At 40.8% G+C, this 16,135-nt stretch carries 20 protein-coding genes; 3 read left to right on the forward strand and 17 right to left on the reverse strand.

Annotation, left to right across the window (positions count from 1 at the left end; all coding sequences use genetic code 11):
- Positions 1–83: 83 nt before the first annotated feature.
- From ACOT8F_RS07795 to ACOT8F_RS07820, 6 genes are all read right to left on the reverse strand, one after another.
- Positions 84–233, reverse strand: a complete 150-nt coding sequence (locus ACOT8F_RS07795) for a hypothetical protein (protein ID WP_421651061.1) — start codon at positions 231–233, stop codon at positions 84–86.
- Between the two features lie 92 nt (positions 234–325).
- On the reverse strand, positions 326–1,324 hold the full coding sequence (locus ACOT8F_RS07800) for an inorganic phosphate transporter (RefSeq protein ID WP_421651062.1): 999 nt from the start codon (positions 1,322–1,324) through the stop codon (positions 326–328).
- 13 nt (positions 1,325–1,337) lie between these two features.
- Positions 1,338–1,961, reverse strand: a complete 624-nt coding sequence (locus tag ACOT8F_RS07805) for a DUF47 domain-containing protein (RefSeq protein ID WP_421651064.1) — start codon at positions 1,959–1,961, stop codon at positions 1,338–1,340.
- 631 nt (positions 1,962–2,592) lie between these two features.
- Positions 2,593–5,055 (reverse strand): YhgE/Pip family protein, encoded by a 2,463-nt coding sequence (locus ACOT8F_RS07810; RefSeq protein WP_421651066.1) that lies wholly within the window; start codon positions 5,053–5,055, stop codon positions 2,593–2,595.
- Between the two features lie 73 nt (positions 5,056–5,128).
- Entirely contained in the window at positions 5,129–5,701 is a 573-nt protein-coding gene (locus ACOT8F_RS07815; RefSeq protein WP_421651067.1) for a TetR/AcrR family transcriptional regulator, read from the reverse strand.
- Between the two features lie 253 nt (positions 5,702–5,954).
- Entirely contained in the window at positions 5,955–6,194 is a 240-nt protein-coding gene (locus ACOT8F_RS07820) for a hypothetical protein (RefSeq protein WP_421651506.1), read from the reverse strand.
- On the opposite strand from ACOT8F_RS07820, the gene ACOT8F_RS07825 reads away from it, so the two are divergent.
- Both ACOT8F_RS07825 and ACOT8F_RS07830 read left to right on the forward strand, forming a co-directional pair.
- Positions 6,114–6,290, forward strand: coding sequence for a type 2 periplasmic-binding domain-containing protein (locus ACOT8F_RS07825; RefSeq protein ID WP_421651068.1), 177 nt, complete (start codon positions 6,114–6,116; stop codon positions 6,288–6,290). The genes ACOT8F_RS07820 and ACOT8F_RS07825 overlap by 81 nt on opposite strands.
- A gap of 121 nt (positions 6,291–6,411) precedes the next feature.
- Entirely contained in the window at positions 6,412–7,149 is a 738-nt protein-coding gene (locus ACOT8F_RS07830) for a CAP domain-containing protein (RefSeq protein WP_421651069.1), read from the forward strand.
- Between the two features lie 269 nt (positions 7,150–7,418).
- On the opposite strand, the gene ACOT8F_RS07835 is transcribed toward ACOT8F_RS07830, so the two are convergent.
- The 8 genes from ACOT8F_RS07835 to ACOT8F_RS07870 all read right to left on the reverse strand — a co-directional run bounded on the left by ACOT8F_RS07835 (position 7,419) and on the right by ACOT8F_RS07870 (position 14,185).
- Positions 7,419–8,951: an alpha/beta hydrolase gene (locus ACOT8F_RS07835; RefSeq protein WP_421651070.1), complete on the reverse strand. Its 1,533-nt coding sequence runs from the start codon at positions 8,949–8,951 to the stop codon at positions 7,419–7,421.
- Positions 8,952–9,383: 432 nt separating this feature from the next.
- Entirely contained in the window at positions 9,384–10,559 is a 1,176-nt protein-coding gene (locus ACOT8F_RS07840; protein WP_421651072.1) for an iron-containing alcohol dehydrogenase, read from the reverse strand.
- Positions 10,560–10,843: 284 nt separating this feature from the next.
- Entirely contained in the window at positions 10,844–11,743 is a 900-nt protein-coding gene (locus ACOT8F_RS07845) for a cation diffusion facilitator family transporter (RefSeq protein WP_421651074.1), read from the reverse strand.
- Positions 11,744–12,537: 794 nt separating this feature from the next.
- On the reverse strand, positions 12,538–12,762 hold the full coding sequence (locus ACOT8F_RS07850) for a hypothetical protein (RefSeq protein WP_421651075.1): 225 nt from the start codon (positions 12,760–12,762) through the stop codon (positions 12,538–12,540).
- A gap of 10 nt (positions 12,763–12,772) precedes the next feature.
- Positions 12,773–13,156 (reverse strand): DUF4405 domain-containing protein, encoded by a 384-nt coding sequence (locus tag ACOT8F_RS07855; RefSeq protein ID WP_421651076.1) that lies wholly within the window; start codon positions 13,154–13,156, stop codon positions 12,773–12,775.
- An 11-nt stretch (positions 13,157–13,167) separates the two neighbouring features.
- Positions 13,168–13,335 carry a hypothetical protein gene (locus ACOT8F_RS07860; RefSeq protein WP_421651078.1) on the reverse strand — a complete coding sequence of 56 codons (168 nt, stop codon included), beginning with the start codon at positions 13,333–13,335 and terminating at the stop codon, positions 13,168–13,170.
- 290 nt (positions 13,336–13,625) lie between these two features.
- Positions 13,626–13,859, reverse strand: a complete 234-nt coding sequence (locus ACOT8F_RS07865; RefSeq protein ID WP_421651079.1) for a hypothetical protein — start codon at positions 13,857–13,859, stop codon at positions 13,626–13,628.
- A 5-nt stretch (positions 13,860–13,864) separates the two neighbouring features.
- Positions 13,865–14,185 (reverse strand): YbjQ family protein, encoded by a 321-nt coding sequence (locus ACOT8F_RS07870; RefSeq protein ID WP_421651080.1) that lies wholly within the window; start codon positions 14,183–14,185, stop codon positions 13,865–13,867.
- Between the two features lie 227 nt (positions 14,186–14,412).
- On the opposite strand from ACOT8F_RS07870, the gene ACOT8F_RS07875 reads away from it, so the two are divergent.
- Positions 14,413–14,739: a cyclic-phosphate processing receiver domain-containing protein gene (locus ACOT8F_RS07875; protein WP_421651081.1), complete on the forward strand. Its 327-nt coding sequence runs from the start codon at positions 14,413–14,415 to the stop codon at positions 14,737–14,739.
- A gap of 125 nt (positions 14,740–14,864) precedes the next feature.
- Here ACOT8F_RS07875 and cotJC read toward each other — a convergent pair whose 3' ends face one another.
- The 3 genes from cotJC to ACOT8F_RS07890 are packed head-to-tail and all read right to left on the reverse strand — an operon-like array spanning position 14,865 to position 15,968.
- Entirely contained in the window at positions 14,865–15,434 is a 570-nt protein-coding gene (cotJC, locus tag ACOT8F_RS07880; protein ID WP_421651083.1) for a spore coat protein CotJC, read from the reverse strand.
- Positions 15,435–15,462: 28 nt separating this feature from the next.
- On the reverse strand, positions 15,463–15,726 hold the full coding sequence (locus ACOT8F_RS07885; RefSeq protein WP_421651084.1) for a spore coat protein CotJB: 264 nt from the start codon (positions 15,724–15,726) through the stop codon (positions 15,463–15,465).
- Positions 15,727–15,731: 5 nt separating this feature from the next.
- Entirely contained in the window at positions 15,732–15,968 is a 237-nt protein-coding gene (locus tag ACOT8F_RS07890; RefSeq protein ID WP_421651085.1) for a spore coat associated protein CotJA, read from the reverse strand.
- Positions 15,969–16,135: the final 167 nt, after the last annotated feature.

A 16,135-nucleotide genomic window follows, 5' to 3' on the forward strand; every position in this document is an offset into this window, starting at 1 on the left:
ATTTACAAACACTCATAAGCATAACACAGTATGCTCCTTAATCTCAATATGTATTCTTTACTCGGCAAAAGCCCGATAAGCAATCAGGCTTTTTTTCGTGTTTTTTCTTCTTTTTCTTCAGAGATCAATAGCTCCCATGAATTCTTTCCTGGCTTTCCCCATACTTTTCTAAGATGATCCGTAACAATAAAGACAATAATAAGTGCTGCAAAAATGAAAATCAGCTGAAACAATAAAATCTCTCCATTCCGTTTTGCACCTATTTATATGACAGCTATCTATCAAACATGCAAAAAACCCCGGAAACCGGGGTTTAAAATATTCCTTAAAAAAAGAAATTCAGAATGTAATATACGATTCCAGCCAGAAGCGCTGAGATTGGCATCGTGATGATCCATGTGATAACCATGTTTTTCGCAGTACCCCATTTTACTCCTTTGACTCTGTGAGATGTACCTACCCCAAGTATCGAAGAAGAAATAACATGGGTTGTACTGACTGGCAGATGGATTGAAGTAGCGCCAAAAATGATAAAGGCTGACGTTAAATCTGCCGCCACCCCATTTACCGGACGGATCTTCATAATCTTTCCGCCTACTGTTTTTATAATTTTCCAGCCGCCAATGGACGTACCCAGGCCCATTGCAATGGCACAGGCAACCTGAACCCAAGTCGGGATATCAGCAGACGTTTGCATGTTATTTGCTATGAGCGCCATGGTGATAATCCCCATTGCCTTCTGCGCATCATTCGTTCCATGCGTATATGCCTGAAGTGCCGCTGTAACAATTTGGATCCTTCTAAATCCGTTATTGGACTGGGCAAGGGGCAAATTTTTAAACATAATTTTAAAAATGGTATATACAAGAAAACCGATAATAAAAGCAATAACTGGTGAAATGAGCAAGCCTTCAAGTATTTTAGTAAAACCCTTATAATTCAAAGCCCCAAAACCTGCCGCAGCTATTACAGCTCCCGCAATAGAACCAATAATAGCATGAGAAGAACTGCTCGGAATTCCGAAATACCACGTCAGAAGGTTCCAAAAAATGGCTGCGATTAAAGCGGCAAGAATGATGATAGAACCATTCTCAAGCTTGAAAGGGTCGACAATATCCTTTGTAATTGTCTGGGCAACTCCCGTAAACGTCATCGCTCCAAGAAAATTCATAACCGCAGCCAAAATAATCGCATGACGCGGCTTCAAAGCTTTAGTAGAAACAGATGTAGCGATCGCATTTGCTGTATCATGAAATCCATTTATAAAGTCAAAAATTAGTGCGCCTGCAACAATCAATAAAGTAACCGTTAATGTAGCATCCATTCAAATAACCCTCTTAAGCATTCTTCATGATGATGGATTCAAGAGTATTCGCTACACCCTGACAGCTGTCAGCGATTTCTTCCAGCGTTTCATATATTTCTTTATATTGAATAATTTTAATAGGGTTCTCTTTTTCTGTTGCAAAAAGATTTTTGACAGCAGTACGCAGCAAATTGTCGCAATTAGATTCATATTCTTTAATCTTGATAGCATGCTGACGCATATCTGTTAGCTTTTTATTTGAAAGCAGATCAATTGCGCTTGCAATTTCTATTGTGCACTCATGCAGCATTCCTACAAATTTTTTCATATGGTCAGTCGGATTTGTTACGGAATACATTTCAAATAATGCAGCAGACTGTTCAAAGCCATCCAGCACATCATCAAGGATCATGGTCAGCTGCAGAATATCTTCACGTTCAATCGGAGTGATAAAAGCCTGGTTCAGCTCCGTAATAACGGTATGTACAATTGTATCGCCCTTCGATTCATATTCTTTTACCGTCTCGAAGAACGTTTTAAGATCATGAGCATTTTTAATCTCAAAATCCTTGAAATATTTTGAAGCCTTATGTGTATTCGCTGCAATATCTGTAAGCAGCTCAAAGAACCGATCTTTCTTTCTAGCGAAAACCATCCTTCTTACCTCCAAGAAATTATCTTTTTTCTATCTCTCTTACAATAAGGAATTATAGTAAACTTTTTTAAAAGCAGGAATGGAAATAGTTTAATCTTTACAAAAATTTAACATTAATAGCCTTGTTGGTTAAATATCAAAGTTATATAATACAAGATTTTCTTAAAATAGCTTTAAAGAGGCGAACTAGTTTGATTTTTGAATGAATAGCTGAATCTCAGCTGTTTTTAAGGCGATTTTTACAACTTGTGCTTCATTGAAACTTCGAATATAGACAAAAATGATTTTTAATCTTTTAAAATGGCTCTTTTCTTAAACTTTGTTGCTCCTCACTCCAAATTTGTATTAAACGACCCTTGATTTGGCAAAAACTTTAAGAAAAGATGCCCCGAAGCAAGTCAAAATGCGTGTTTAGAACTTTTACGAATAGCAACAATCTCTGCGAAAACAGCCTTTAAAATAGACTTTTCAGTTCTCGGTCCCTTGAAGCAAACTCACTCACTTTCGCCTCCTGACAAGCCAAACAGGCCATCTTACTGGCCCACAGGCCAGTTTAATGAGCCAAACAATTTTTTCTACTAGCTAACTAAGAAAAAAATACCCTGAGCCTTCATGGCCCGGGTATTCTGTATTAAGCAGATGCTTCCTGTTCTTCATTGCCGAACTCCCGCTTATGAGCGAAAGTCAGGTACCCGATCGTTCCAAGGATCGGCACAATCAGGAAGATCAAGGTGATGGAAACATTATGCCACATTAAACTGAAATCTCCAGTTGAAATGATGGCTCTGAATGCCGAAATGGTATACGTCATCGGCAGGAAGTTTGTGAAGTGCTGAAGAACCTTTGGCACCAATTCAATTGGATAAGTACCAGCACTGCTTGTTAATTGCAAAATTAAGATGATAATGCCCAAGAAACGGCCTGGATTATCCAGCGCTGTTACAAGGAATTGGACGATAGATAGGAACGTCCAGCTTGCCAGAATGCTCATCATGAAGAAGAATGGCAGGCTTTGAACTTTCAGTCCGAGGAAGTTCAGCAAAATCAAATCGGCTAATACTGCCTGGAATACCCCTACTGCAATAAGGACCCCAAATTTCCCAAAGAACCAGCTGAAACCGTTTTTCGGTCTGATTGCAGGATCTCTCAATGGGAAGATAATTGAGAAGACCAGCGCTCCTACAAATAAGCTTAAGGAAAGGAAATATGGCGTGAAACCAGTACCGTAGTTTGGTACGTGATGCAGCCTATCATCCTTCAGCTGAACCGGTTTCGCAAACATATCATAAATATCATTGTTTGCATTGACATCACTTGCATCTTTAGCGCCATCTCCGAGCTCGTTTTTCAGATCTTTAGAACCGTCTGATAGCTTGTTCATGCCGCTTGTCAAATCGCTTGAACCGTTTGCCAGCTTCCCAAGTCCGCCTGTAAAATCGTTTGATCCGGATGATAATTTTCCAAGACCGTTTACGAGACCATTTGAGCCTTCTGCTAATTTGTTTGTTCCGTCAGCAAGCTTGCTTGAACCGTCAGCGAGCTTATTCATTCCGTACTGGATTTGACCTGATCCTTGTGCAAGCTGGCCTAATCCATTCGATAAGGAACTGCTTCCTGAAGAAAGCTGGTTAAATCCATTTTGCGCTTCCCCGATTTTATCTCCAAACACGGTCAGACCTTGAACAAGCTGATCTTGTCCGCCGGATAATTGTTTCGCTCCATCTGCCAGTCTAGCTTGGCCGGCAGTCAGTTTATCAAATCCTGCACTAAGCTGTGTCTGCCCGTCGTTTACAGCCTGCGCTCCAGCAGAAAGATTCCCAGCACCATCTTTTAGAAGTGCAGCATTGTCAGAAAGCTGGCCGACCCCGCCGTCTACCTGCTTAGAGCCTGCAGCTAATTGATCAACAGAAGCTTTCAGTGCTGCAATTTGCGGATCATTTGACTGTTTAGCCATCGCATCAACTTTTGCCTGAAGCTGTTCAAGCCCCTGTGTAACTTGAGCTGAACCTGTTTTCGTCTGGTCTGCTCCGTTTTTAAATTTATCAAGGTTATCAGATAAAGCCTGTGCTCCATTAGCTACTCCCTTTGTGCCCGCTGTTAATGAAGGGAGCTTTTCATTGATTTGATTCATTCCTGCTAAAGACTGATCAAGGCCTGCTGAAAGCTGCTGTGATCCGCTTCGAGACTTTTCCGCTCCATCAAGCAGTTTGGCATTTCCATCCTTCATCTGACCAAGACCTGTGCCGAACTGTTGGATGCCCTGATCCAGCTTCTTGGCACCGGCATCAACCGATTGAAGTCCTTTTGAAAAGGACACAGCTTTTTCTGCGAGCATTTGAAGGTTTTTCTTAAGCTCCTCAGTCCCTGAATTAACAGTGCCAATTCCGTTGTTCAGCTTGCCTGCTCCGTCCTTTGCAGAAGCAGCACCATTGATCAGCTTATCGGCTCCATCCTTTGCGGAATCGATCCCATTTTGCAAATCTGTTGCACCTTTCTTCGCATCATTTATGCCGTTGCTCAGCTTTCCTGCACCGTCTGTTGCTTTATTTAAGCCTTTCGCAACATCCTTAAGGTTGTCAAACATCGATTCAGCATAGGTTTTTGTTACTTCTGCCGAAACCTCTTCCTTCACCTTTTCCATACCGGAATCTCCGATTTTCGTAGAAAGATAGTTGGATCCTTCGTTCGGAGTATAGATTAACTCAAGCTTTTTCGGATGAACATCCTGAAGAGTTGTAGCATTTTGAGAGAAATTCTCCGGCACTTCAATTTTCATGTAGTATTTTTGGTCCTCAAGACCTTGATTGGCCTTTTTTTCATCAACAAACTGCCAGTTGAACTTTTTATTATCCTTTAATTTGTCGACAAAGTCAGCGCCAATTGTGAGCTCTTTGCCTTCAAAATCGGCCCCTTTGTCTTTATTCACTACAGCGACAGGCAACTGGTCCACCTGTCCGTATGGATCCCAGAATGCCCATAGAAAGGTTCCGCTGTATAGTACCGGAATCAAGAGAACGGCAAGTACAGCAATCAGGAGTTTTTTCGTTTTAAAAATTCCAAGAAACTCCCCTTTTAAAGATGATAAAGCTTTCATGGCTGCCTCCTTCTTTGAATATATGACCAATTTTACCATCTGGTCATTCTAATGTTTAAAAATAAGGACTATCCTATTTTGACAATCCCTTCAAGAGGTAAAACTTCATTAAGTCAGCTATTTTTTCGGAGGATAATGGCTTATGCCTGCGCTCCCAGTCTGACACAAGAGCAATATAGGTTTTCAGTAAAAGAAATGCGGTAATTTCAGAGTCGCATTCCCTAATGAGCCCTTTTTCCTCAGCTGCTTCAATCTTCGATTTTAAGTATACGATGATTTCATTCTCTATATGATTGAGCATATCCAAAACAGCAAGAGTGCCCATCTCTTTTTCTTCCTGCAGCAGCTTCAGCATCAGCTGATGTTCGCTTCTAAATTCAAGGATCCGGTACAATGCAGAATGGACATTTTCCCCAAAACTTTTACCTGGCACGATGGCATCTTCAGCCTCATGAATCATTTCCTTAACCATCGCAGATACAATGTCATGAAATAACTCATCTTTATTTCTGAAAAAAGTATATATGGTTCCTTTCCCTACATTGGCCAGTTTCGCAACCTGATCCATTGTGGTTGCTTTGTATCCGAACATGGAGAAAGATTTCGCGGCAGCATCAATGATCAGCTTTCGTCGGTCAACAGACATGAAATTTCAACACATCCTGACTAATTGAGTTTTTTGGTCAATAAGTACTTTCATAATATATCACATTGGTTTTTCGGATGCAATTAAAAAACCTCTCTTTCCGAGGGAAAGATCTTTGGAGAAGTAACCGTCTGGTAGAACGGAGTTAAGTGGGGGAGTTCACCGCATTGTTTCTGCTGTAAATATGAAAGGAGAGGAAGAGACAGCCTCACCTTTTTTAGGCTTCCAGGTTCTTAAGTTTCTCATACAGCCTTCATGCTGCATCCAATGCATTCAGATCTTTCTTGATGTCTCCAGGTTTATTGCATTGGCCAATGATATAGCCTTCAAAAGGCATGCCAGCGAAATCGTCAGCATTTAAGCAAATAACCAGTGCGTTATTGCCGGGCACGGCATCGCCGCTCTTCCGACAATGGTCATCGAGGAAGACATCAGACAGGGAAAAATGGCCGAATTGAAATGGATTCACACCATCCCGCCGATTTTCACCCATCTTGCCTGGCACAAGGATAAATGGATGACCACGCCCTTGCAGGGGTTTATTGACTTAACGCTGAACATGTCCCGCCAGCACAGTTCACAAATATAAAAACCGCTTAGAGAATGATCACTAAGCGGTTTCTCTTTTGCTTATTTTTTCCAAACATTCTTTTTCTCTCTCCTGACAGACTAAGTAGTGTCAATTATTGCATATTATGGAGGAAGAGATAATGAAAAAACGCCGCATTACCACACTTTCTCTGCTATTGCTTTCAGCAGGCCTTCTCACAGGCTGCAACATGGCTAATGAGGCACGAGATCGTCAAACTGGAAATCAGCAGCTCAAAAAAGTCAACAACGGAATTGTAACAGCGGAAAAAACCGGCTATCACACAGATATGCCAAGCAGCAAAACAGGACAGATCAATTATAAAAAAGTCAATCAGGCTCAAAATATGGATGGACAGGCACCAAACGCAGTACTGCCTGGCGGACAGGATCCCCTCGCTTCAGGGTACAGCGAGGTTCCCAATCAAAATCAGCAGCCGGACACAGGGCAGCAAGCCCCACAAGCACAGCAGGGTGAGCAAATGTCCTCGATTGAAGATCAGGTGATTGAATTAACAAATGCAGAGAGAAAGAAGAATGGACTGCAGCCATTAAAAGCAGATTCTTCTCTAGGCAATGTCGCACAAGCGAAATCTGACGATATGGAGAAAAACAATTATTTTTCTCATACAAGCCCCACTTATGGATCCCCTTTTGAAATGATGAAAAAATTCGGGCAAAACTACCAAACAGCAGGCGAAAACATAGCCCAAGGGCAGCAGACTGCGGAAGAAGTCGTTGATGCTTGGATGAAAAGCAAAGGCCACCGGGAAAATATTATGAAAAGTGAATTTACCAACATCGGCATAGGGTTTAACAAGGATGGAAACTATTGGTCACAAATGTTTATTGGAAAATAGCAGTCTTCCCATGCTGCAAGGCTTTGTACAGCAGAAGGAACAGGGATTTGCTGCGTGCATAAGAAAAACCGGGCAAAAACCGCCCGGTCCTTTTTTGATCAGGGTACATCCGAAATTTTGTACTCCTTGCCATATGAATGAACTAAGATCGGGCTAGTCTGCTTGCGCTGGACAAATCTACTTATACAAGCTGAGATTTTTCAATAATTTATATTTTCTTACCATTTAAAAAAACAGCTGGCCTTTTTCAGGTCAGCTGAAGTGATTTTTCAATGCGGATCGGTTTCTTTTCCTGTTTTCAAATCAATGACCTTTACCGGATTTTTTGGTGATGTAATTTCCCGGCTTGCAGGCGGATGCTTTTCCTTTTCAGCCCAATCAATCAGCAGGTCAAAGGATTGATGAGCATACGGAAGCAATGGCTGAAGCGTCTGATCCGGATCTGTCTGTTTGTTCCATACAAGGCTGTCTACATGATTTCCCCCATCGATCGTATAAAGCCTGTGGTATTTTTCTTTACCTGCTTTTTTAACTAGCTTGTCGTATCCTTTTGCATGTATGTCAGGAAAAATGAGTGAGTCGAGCGAGCCTGTCAAACTGATCAATGGGACATCTATATCTCCGGTGTTAGCGATTTTTTTAATATTCTCTTTTACAGCTTTCGGACGGCTATGATAATCATAGTCTTGAAAAATATAATCATAGCTCCGGTCTCTCGTGCCTGCAGCTGTAAAGTTCAAATAGTTTCTCCAGTCAATTCTGCCAGGGGCATTCGGATCAAAATGGTCTCTGTAAATATTTAACGAAACGAACCAATACACCTGATCATGATAGGCCCACAGCTTTTCAGAGCCTTTTGGCAGTCCAGCACGGTACATTTCTTTCATCGCTTTTTGCTGTTCCTTGCCTTGTCCATAAATTGCGTCTTCCGCATTGTTCACAACAGTGGTTAATGAGCTGATCAGGTTAGGCTCTTTGTCCGTCCATAACACCCCTTCCCAGTCGACTCCGCCGTCAAAAAGTCTGGGCTCCCCTGTTTTTTTCATTCCATCATGCTCCAGGGCATAGCGGACGACATATCCGCCATTTGAGATTCCCATAGCATATGTAGGAACAGGGTGATGCTTATTGATTAAGCTGCTTGCAGGATTTTTCTTATCTGCTGCTTTAATCAACTGATGAGAGTAATTCTTAGAAAGATACGTTTGTGCAGCTTTCGTAATTTGCCTGAAACGGACATTCCATTCGGCAACAGTGTCATCTTTATCAACGAGGGCGTTTTTCACTTTGGCAAAGGGATCATTTGGATCGCTTGTCCCTTGTGTTCCTTTGTCTATTGCTGCAAAGGCATATCCTTTTCCAAGTACATAGTCACTGAATAACAAGTCGGTAGATGTTTCATTTCTAGTTGCAGGGATCCCTGATACAACAAGCTTGCCGTTCCAATGATCCGGAACACGAATAACAAACTGGGCATCTCCGAAAATTCCGGTAACCTGTTTTCCTGTTATTTCTGCAGGCTTGTACATTTGATGCCATCCTGTACCGTCGGCTGCACTGCCCCAATTATATGGAGTAAGACCAAGGTTACCATATAAGGCTGCTTGCTCGTATTGCTTTGGATTCTTTGTTGTCAGCCAATTGCCATTCTTCCCGTCAAAATAGGTTTCGATGACTTGGTTTGCGCATGGAATCAGATGGTGTGCTTCTTGTGTTTGAGCAACAGAATGTTTATTCATAAGCGGGTTGAATGAGAAAACAAGCGTCGACGCTAAAGAAAGCGCTATCATTTTTCTCTTCAAACTTTCTCCTCCTTATTTTATAGCATTTCTTTTTATTTTATATCCATATATTTACTTTCGCACGGGTAAAAGGAACTAAAAAAATCAGCCGGAGTCATCCATCTGACCTGAAATGTTATCTATTTAAATTTCTTTCATGCCTGTTTTTCCTCCCAATCCGATGCAATAAGTCATAGGCAACCGGAACAATCACAAGTGTCAAAAGCGTTGAGGCATTAAGTCCTGAAATAACCTCGATCTTGGCTCTTTTCTTGCGAAAGCTGCCAAAATAAAGAGACAGCAGGAATTTTAACTTTGTTGCTCTTTTTGACTTAAATAAAAGATTAAAGAACAAGTTACCATCTGCTAATTTTAAGAAAAGATGCCACGAAGCCAATCTTTATGCGTGTTCTAAAACACATACAAATAGCAACAATTTTTGTGAAAACAGCCTTAAAAAGAAAGTGTCCCGTTATAAGCAGATTGATAGATTTTTTGAATCTCTTTTTCTCCTAATTTCATTGGGCTTCTTTCCAATAGCCGCTTTTGCTTGATTGCATCCTTCGTCAGAACTTCCAGCGCCTCTTCTTGTATGTGAAATCCTTTTAAAGTGACAGGTATTCCAGTATTTTCTGCCAGCTGCTTCAGTTTCTCAGCGCATAGAATAGAAGCTTCCTCTTCCGATGCAAGCGCCGGACGGGAACCCATTGTATGCAGGATATTGGCCAGCTTTTTACTGCAGCTTTCTCTTATATAAGCCATCACATAAGGCAGCAGAACAGCATTCGATTCCCCGTGCGGAATATGAAACTGTCCCCCAAGCGGATAAGCAAGGGCATGGACACCAGCTACTCCAGCGTTAAAAAAAGCAAGACCTGCTAAAAAACTGCCATAGCTCATATCAATTCTTGCTTCTTTATTATCGCCGTTCCCCACAGCGTCTTGGATGGAGCGGCTGATCAGCCTGATCGCATGAAGAGACAGTCCCTCTGTTACCGGGTTCGCATGAATGGATACATAAGATTCAATCGCATGAGTCAAAGCATCAATTCCCGTTGCAGCTGTTACCCTTGGGGGCAGTGAAACGGTGAGCTCCGGATCAACAATTGCCGCATCAGCCAATAAATAATCATGGGCCACAACATCCTTTGTCGTTTTCAAAGACAAGACGGAAATATTTGTTACTTCAGAGCCTGTGCCGGAAGTCGTCGGGATCAAAATCTTCGGCAGGCCTTTAAATTGAATCTGGTTCGTCTCAGATAAATTCAAATAGCTTTCAACAGACCCTTCATGAACACAAAGAACAGCGGCCAATTTCGCAAGATCCAGCGCACTTCCCCCGCCAAGCCCAATCACAAGATCAAAATCTCCTTCTCTTGTAAAAGCAACAAGCTTTTCCCCGGTTTCAAGAGGCGGCTCAGGTACAATATCAGAGTAAATTTCAATCGAAAAACCCTTTTTCTCAAGTGGATCTGTTACTTTACTTACCAGACCGATCTCCTGTAAGGCAGGATCCGTAATAACCAATACATTTTTAGCCCCATGCTTTTCTAATTCCGGGATTAAATTCGAAAGGGATCCCCACCCTGTATAACTTAGTGGTGTAAAAACAAGCCTTGATCCGTTCATTATTCTATTCCTCCTCAACCCGAAAGTAATCGCTTTCAAAAGTGGTTCTCCTATTACCTTAACGCTTTCTTGTTTCCCTGTCATGGAGTTTGTCCCCTGATTAAAGCAAAGGCTGTTTTCGCAAAGATTGTTGTTTTTCGTACATGCTTTTATCACGCATTTAGACTAGCATCAGGGCAACTTTTCTAAAAGTTTTTACCATCCCAATGGTTTCAAGGACTAAATATAGGGTCATGAGCAACAAAGTTTAAGAAATGAGCCATAGCAAAAAAAGAACGCATGACTTATGCGTTCGAAGGCTCCTTGTCTGAACTATACGTATTAGGCTCAACATGGACATGCACATCATAAATTTGATGTTCTTTTTTAAGCATGTTTTCTACTTTTGTGGCAATTTCGTGCGCATCTTTTATATCCAGGTTCGATTTTACGAGAATCACCACATCAACAATTGAGTTATTGCCGTATTTTCTTCCCTTAATGTTCTTAACGCCTTTCACACTATCCATTTTAACAATGGTTTTCCGGTAGCTTTCTATTTTCTTCTCATCATAAGCATCCGTCAAGCTAAGAAACGTTTCTCTGAAAATATCCCAGCCTGTTTTGCAAATTAAGGCACCTACTATTACGGCTGTTACCGGATCAAGCCATGCCAAGTGAAATTGGGAACCAATAATGCCAATGGCTGTTCCAATACTGACCCATGCATCTGAAAGATTGTCCTTCGCTGCTGCCATAACAGACTGGCTGTCAATTTTATCGGCAAGCTTTTTATTGTAGCGGTATACCCCATACATGACAGCTGCACAAAATAGGCCCGTCCAAGCCGCAATCAAGTCAGGAGATTGACGTTCAAAGTTAAAAACAGAGGTAATAGCTTCGTATAAAACCTGAAGTCCTACACCGATCATGATGAGTGAAGCTACCATGGAAGCAACCGTCTCAGCTTTCCAGTGGCCATAACGATGCTCCTGATCGGCTGGCTTTTGAGAGATTCTTAATCCGATTAAGACAGCGATAGAGGCAATAATATCTGTTGTATTATTCAGTCCATCCGCTTTCATGGCTTCTGAATTTGTTGTGTATCCTATGAATAGTTTAAGTGCTGAAAGAAAAATATAGGCAATAATGCTAATAATTGCTCCTCGTTCGCCTAATTTTAGGTTGCTGTACTTCTGCTCCATAGTCTTCCCTCCAATCCAGCTTAATGGTAACAAGCATAAGCCGTGTGGGTCTATAACAACCTTTTTTAGCAAAGGCAGGTAAATAACAAGACGGAAAAAGTTTTGGATGAGGCAAAAAAGTCTTTCCCTTTTTAATGTTCTATTGTCAGAATAACCAATTTTTATGAACTGCTGAGAAAATTGTCTTTAGAGCAGTTTATCTTAGCTCAATTTCCCGGGGAATTGACAGCATTGTATAAGGCAGTAACTAATTCTTTAACAATTGACAGCAACCTTTATTTTGCTGCAAATTTCCCGGGGAATTTCCAGCATAGATCTTGCTTTCAGCTCTATTTTCCCACCAATTACCAAGAACCAATTTCCAGCAAAGCTGCTAACCACCCACAGCAGCCTATGCTGTCAAAAGAAAGCTCCCCTTTTTTTTGTTAATTTCGCAAAAAGTGCAGCATATTGTTCCTTTTAAATCTCAATTATTCAGACCGTGAAAATCTGTGTAATGCATTTTATAATTTTTGCAGGCACAACCATTTTTCTTCCTGGCTGATTAAAAGTATAATTTCTCTATGTAAATATGAGTAAACGAAGGAACTAAAAAAGCCAGCCTTACAGTGATTTCAATGAAAAAGCTCGGCCTATTAACTGACAGCATCATCAGTGTTCATTTCTGGTTTCGGTTTTGATGACGATGTAGGTATTTATTTTAAAAATGAGTGTCCTTGAAGAAGAAGGCAGCATCTATTTTTATACGAGCTAGCTTTAAGCCTCTTTTGGTTTTCTTCTGGACAGCCATTTCCCTAGATAATAGGTGATAATGACAAAAACACCATCAAACCTAAGTATTTGGAGATCACCCCAATTGGAGAAGAGCCATTACCTAATCCGCCTTCTTCATGCGGACCTCTTTCTATATCCCCATCTCCGTCATCAAATTCTGGCCCAGCCGGACGCCCTTCTGCTGCATCTGCCTTGTTGAAAGAACCATCCCCAAATGCAGGCCGGTCCATATTTCCTGATGACATTTGGAAGACGCTAAATGTGCCGGATACTCTTGATACATAATTTGTTGAAATCCATTTGATAGATCCCAAATATTAAGATAAGTGCTGTCAGGCCTTTCATGATCTGGCCAGACCACCTTACAGGCAGCTTAACCGGCCATAGTCTGCTTGCAGTATTGACAACCCATTTCCAGTGGATGCCGACATGAATTCCAACTAGCAATAAAGACAAAAGAGCGGCGGAAATATGGGTTACCTTAAACCACATTTCATTTCCAACTTCAACATTCGGAAAAACGACCCGCGAAATAAAAATTCCTCTTACCATGATAAAGATCATCACGATTAATAACAGCACATTCAATATGTAGCTGAAGCGGATTGCAGCAGGAAGCCTTTTATCAAAGATTTTCATTGTTACCCGCTTTATCCATTTCCAGTTAAACGCTGCAAGAATGATGAAAATCCCCCGATCACAAGTCCAGCTATATCATGAAACGTTAACCCTGCAATGACCTGCTTATTGAACAGCAAGACAAACGTGAGCGCCATGATCAAATTTACACCAAACTTAACTGTATTGATTTTTATCATTTTTCTCATTCTCCTCTCATTTAAATCTCATAATAATAGGAATTTTTTAAAATTCTTTTAAAAAGGCTTTTTTCACAGTGATTGTTGTTTTTCGTACATGCTCTTATCACGCATTTAGACTAGCATCGGGGCATCTTTTCTTAAAGTTTTTGCCATCCCAATGGTTTCTAGGAATAAATATAGGGTCATGAGCAACAAAGTTTAAGAAAAGAGCCTTTAAAAATAACTGGTTTTTTTAGAAAATAAAAAAGCTCAGATTCTATTTCTGAGCTTTTCCCTCGTAACCCTATTTACCTTTTGATCTCTTTATAAAAACGCTCACCCGTTTGTTCATTGTAATAGACTTGTGTTTTTACCTTTGTTACCGGATCAATATTAATCTCTGCTGTTTCAAAAAATCCCGGCGGCACTTCTTTTCCTTGATTGGCCTTTTTACGCTTGTCATAAATAAAGACGCCAAGAAGAATGAGGACAATTAATACGATCAATTGCAATCCGTAAAAAGCAAGCACAGCCATTCCCATTATGGCTATTCCTTCCTTGCAACAACGGCAGTTCCATAAGCAACAATTTCACTCATATTGGAGCCTACTTCACCGGAATCAAAACGGCTCATAATAATCGCATTGGCTCCCATTTGATTAGCGTTTTGAATCATTCTTTCCAATGCTTCCTTCCTCGTATCCTCAAGCATTGCCGTATATTGTTTAATTTCGCCGCCAACCAGCCCTTTAAAGCTTGCCATAATGTCTGCCCCAATGCCTCTGCTTCTGACAATCAGGCCAAAAACAGGCCCTTTTACTTCTTCTACTATGTATCCCGGTATTTTTTCAGTAGTGACTACGATCATTTTCCCACCTCCACTATTATTATATGATAAATTCATCCATTTTTTTACAAAATATCAATATTATTTTTTTCTTGAATGGAAAATTTCAAGACCCTTTTCCTAGGGCCCTATTTGTTCTCTGTCGAAAAATTAAGCCCAATTCCATGCCATATTTATGGGCAAAATGGATATTAAAACTTGTAATATCTGTTACAATATACTTAAGTCTCAAATTTAGGGTGATAAACATGAGTATCAGCGTATTCCTTGACGATTATCGCACTTGTCCTCATGGTCACGTCCTTGCCGAGAATATTGATGATTGCTTTGATCTTTTAAAAAAATTCCACATTGAACACTTGTCACTTGACCACGACCTGGTCTCAAAAACAAGGAATGGCTTAATGCTTGTCCATTTAATGGTTAAGCACCAGCTCTTCGCTGAACGCATCACAATCCATTCAGCGAACTCTGTAGGAAGTAAAGCAATGTATAAATATTTAAAGCAAGCACAACAAGATCTGAAAATGCCTTCTTGCATTAAAGTGATCTTGCGCCCGCTGCCCCTTGCTTAATTCAAAGTCCATTCCTTTCTTTGCTTATAGATGGTTAACAGTTTTAATTATCACCTCACTTGAAAGAGCAGTATTTTCAAGTGAGGTTTTTTAAATGAAATAGCATTCTATTAATTCAGAAACAATTAAAAAATCTTTTTTCGGTCACGTTCTTCTTTTAAAATTTCGACTGCTTCTCTGAATCGCTGGGAATGCACAATCTCCCGTTCACGCAAAAATCGCAGGGAATCGTTCAAATCCTGGTCATCTGATACATCAATGATCCACTGATAGGTGGCTCTTGCTTTTTCTTCTGCTGCAATATCCTCGTAAAGATCTGCAATAGGGTCGCCTTTGGCTTGAATATATGAAGCAGTAAATGGGACTCCTGAAGCGTTTTGATAATATAATGCGCGATCATGATTTACATAGTGATCACCCAATCCTGCATCTCTCAGCTGCTGGGGTGTGGCGTCCTTGGTGAGCTTATAGATCATCGTTGCAATCATTTCCAGGTGGGCGAATTCCTCTGTCCCGATGTCGGTTAAGAGACCAACCACTTTATCGGGAATCGTGTATCGCTGATTGAGATATCTGAGAGCTGCAGCAAGTTCTCCGTCCGCTCCCCCATATTGTTCAATAAGAAATTTCGCAAGCGTAGGATTGCAGGTACTGACCTTAACAGGATACTGAAGCTTTTTTTCATAAGTCCACAAATGCATTTACCTCCTCAGCTTTTCTTGCTTATACTTGCCATGGCCAAGGACAGCTTTGCCATGCCCAGTCATTTTCATTATAATTCGGGCTTCCTTGCTGCAAGGGACCGAACTTTGCTTCAAATTGCTGCTTCAAGCTTCTGCTGTACTGGGCAAATTGATTGTATTGCCTGATAGCATTTGAATCGTTTGGATGAGTATCAAGATAAAGGATCAGCTCGGCAATGACAAAATCAACTGCCTGAATTTTTTCGAGTTCCTCATAATATTCTTTTGGCAAGGCTTGTGCCATATCCCTCACCCTTCCCTTTTTTTATAGGGACTTTCATAGTAATCATAAAACACCGGCCAAAGCGTTCCTTTTTGCAGAGCTTCCATCGGAGAAAACTGTGGCAGATCGGGAGGCTGAAATCCTAAATAAAGATTAGGCGGAGTACTGTAATACTTCACTCCAATAGGCGGACAGGGATCGAATGGGCTATGGTATGGCTGATATGATTTTGTCTGAGTATAGGTTTCAGGCTTGTTTTGCATATTCAGTCTCCTTCCAAAATACTCCTAAGCTATTTCTTCGTTCCACCCTATTTTATTCGTTCCAATCTGAAACATGACCAAAAAAAAGGACAAAAAAAATTCAATTTTCTCAATCTTTTTGATGTTTTCATAGATTAATTGGGTTTAATATCCTAGAGTTCAAAAAA

Source organism: Chryseobacillus diguaensis (assembly GCF_049220665.1).
Lineage (GTDB): Bacteria > Bacillota > Bacilli > Bacillales > Bacillaceae > Metabacillus_B.

What these genes read in the sequence shown, in the direction of transcription:
- ACOT8F_RS07800 (WP_421651062.1), bottom strand. Translation starts at nt 1,324, where the DNA reads ATGGATGCTACATTAACGGTTACTTTATTGATTGTTGCAGGCGCACTA.
- ACOT8F_RS07805 (WP_421651064.1), bottom strand. Translation starts at nt 1,961, where the DNA reads ATGGTTTTCGCTAGAAAGAAAGATCGGTTCTTTGAGCTGCTTACAGAT.
- ACOT8F_RS07810 (WP_421651066.1), bottom strand. Translation starts at nt 5,055, where the DNA reads ATGAAAGCTTTATCATCTTTAAAAGGGGAGTTTCTTGGAATTTTTAAA.
- ACOT8F_RS07815 (WP_421651067.1), bottom strand. Translation starts at nt 5,701, where the DNA reads ATGTCTGTTGACCGACGAAAGCTGATCATTGATGCTGCCGCGAAATCT.
- ACOT8F_RS07825 (WP_421651068.1), top strand. Translation starts at nt 6,114, where the DNA reads ATGGTCATCGAGGAAGACATCAGACAGGGAAAAATGGCCGAATTGAAA.
- ACOT8F_RS07820 (WP_421651506.1), bottom strand. Translation starts at nt 6,194, where the DNA reads ATGGGTGAAAATCGGCGGGATGGTGTGAATCCATTTCAATTCGGCCAT.
- ACOT8F_RS07830 (WP_421651069.1), top strand. Translation starts at nt 6,412, where the DNA reads ATGAAAAAACGCCGCATTACCACACTTTCTCTGCTATTGCTTTCAGCA.
- ACOT8F_RS07840 (WP_421651072.1), bottom strand. Translation starts at nt 10,559, where the DNA reads ATGAACGGATCAAGGCTTGTTTTTACACCACTAAGTTATACAGGGTGG.
- ACOT8F_RS07845 (WP_421651074.1), bottom strand. Translation starts at nt 11,743, where the DNA reads ATGGAGCAGAAGTACAGCAACCTAAAATTAGGCGAACGAGGAGCAATT.
- ACOT8F_RS07850 (WP_421651075.1), bottom strand. Translation starts at nt 12,762, where the DNA reads ATGTCATCAGGAAATATGGACCGGCCTGCATTTGGGGATGGTTCTTTC.
- ACOT8F_RS07855 (WP_421651076.1), bottom strand. Translation starts at nt 13,156, where the DNA reads ATGAAAATCTTTGATAAAAGGCTTCCTGCTGCAATCCGCTTCAGCTAC.
- ACOT8F_RS07860 (WP_421651078.1), bottom strand. Translation starts at nt 13,335, where the DNA reads ATGATAAAAATCAATACAGTTAAGTTTGGTGTAAATTTGATCATGGCG.
- ACOT8F_RS07865 (WP_421651079.1), bottom strand. Translation starts at nt 13,859, where the DNA reads ATGGGAATGGCTGTGCTTGCTTTTTACGGATTGCAATTGATCGTATTA.
- ACOT8F_RS07870 (WP_421651080.1), bottom strand. Translation starts at nt 14,185, where the DNA reads ATGATCGTAGTCACTACTGAAAAAATACCGGGATACATAGTAGAAGAA.
- ACOT8F_RS07875 (WP_421651081.1), top strand. Translation starts at nt 14,413, where the DNA reads ATGAGTATCAGCGTATTCCTTGACGATTATCGCACTTGTCCTCATGGT.
- ACOT8F_RS07885 (WP_421651084.1), bottom strand. Translation starts at nt 15,726, where the DNA reads ATGGCACAAGCCTTGCCAAAAGAATATTATGAGGAACTCGAAAAAATT.
- ACOT8F_RS07890 (WP_421651085.1), bottom strand. Translation starts at nt 15,968, where the DNA reads ATGCAAAACAAGCCTGAAACCTATACTCAGACAAAATCATATCAGCCA.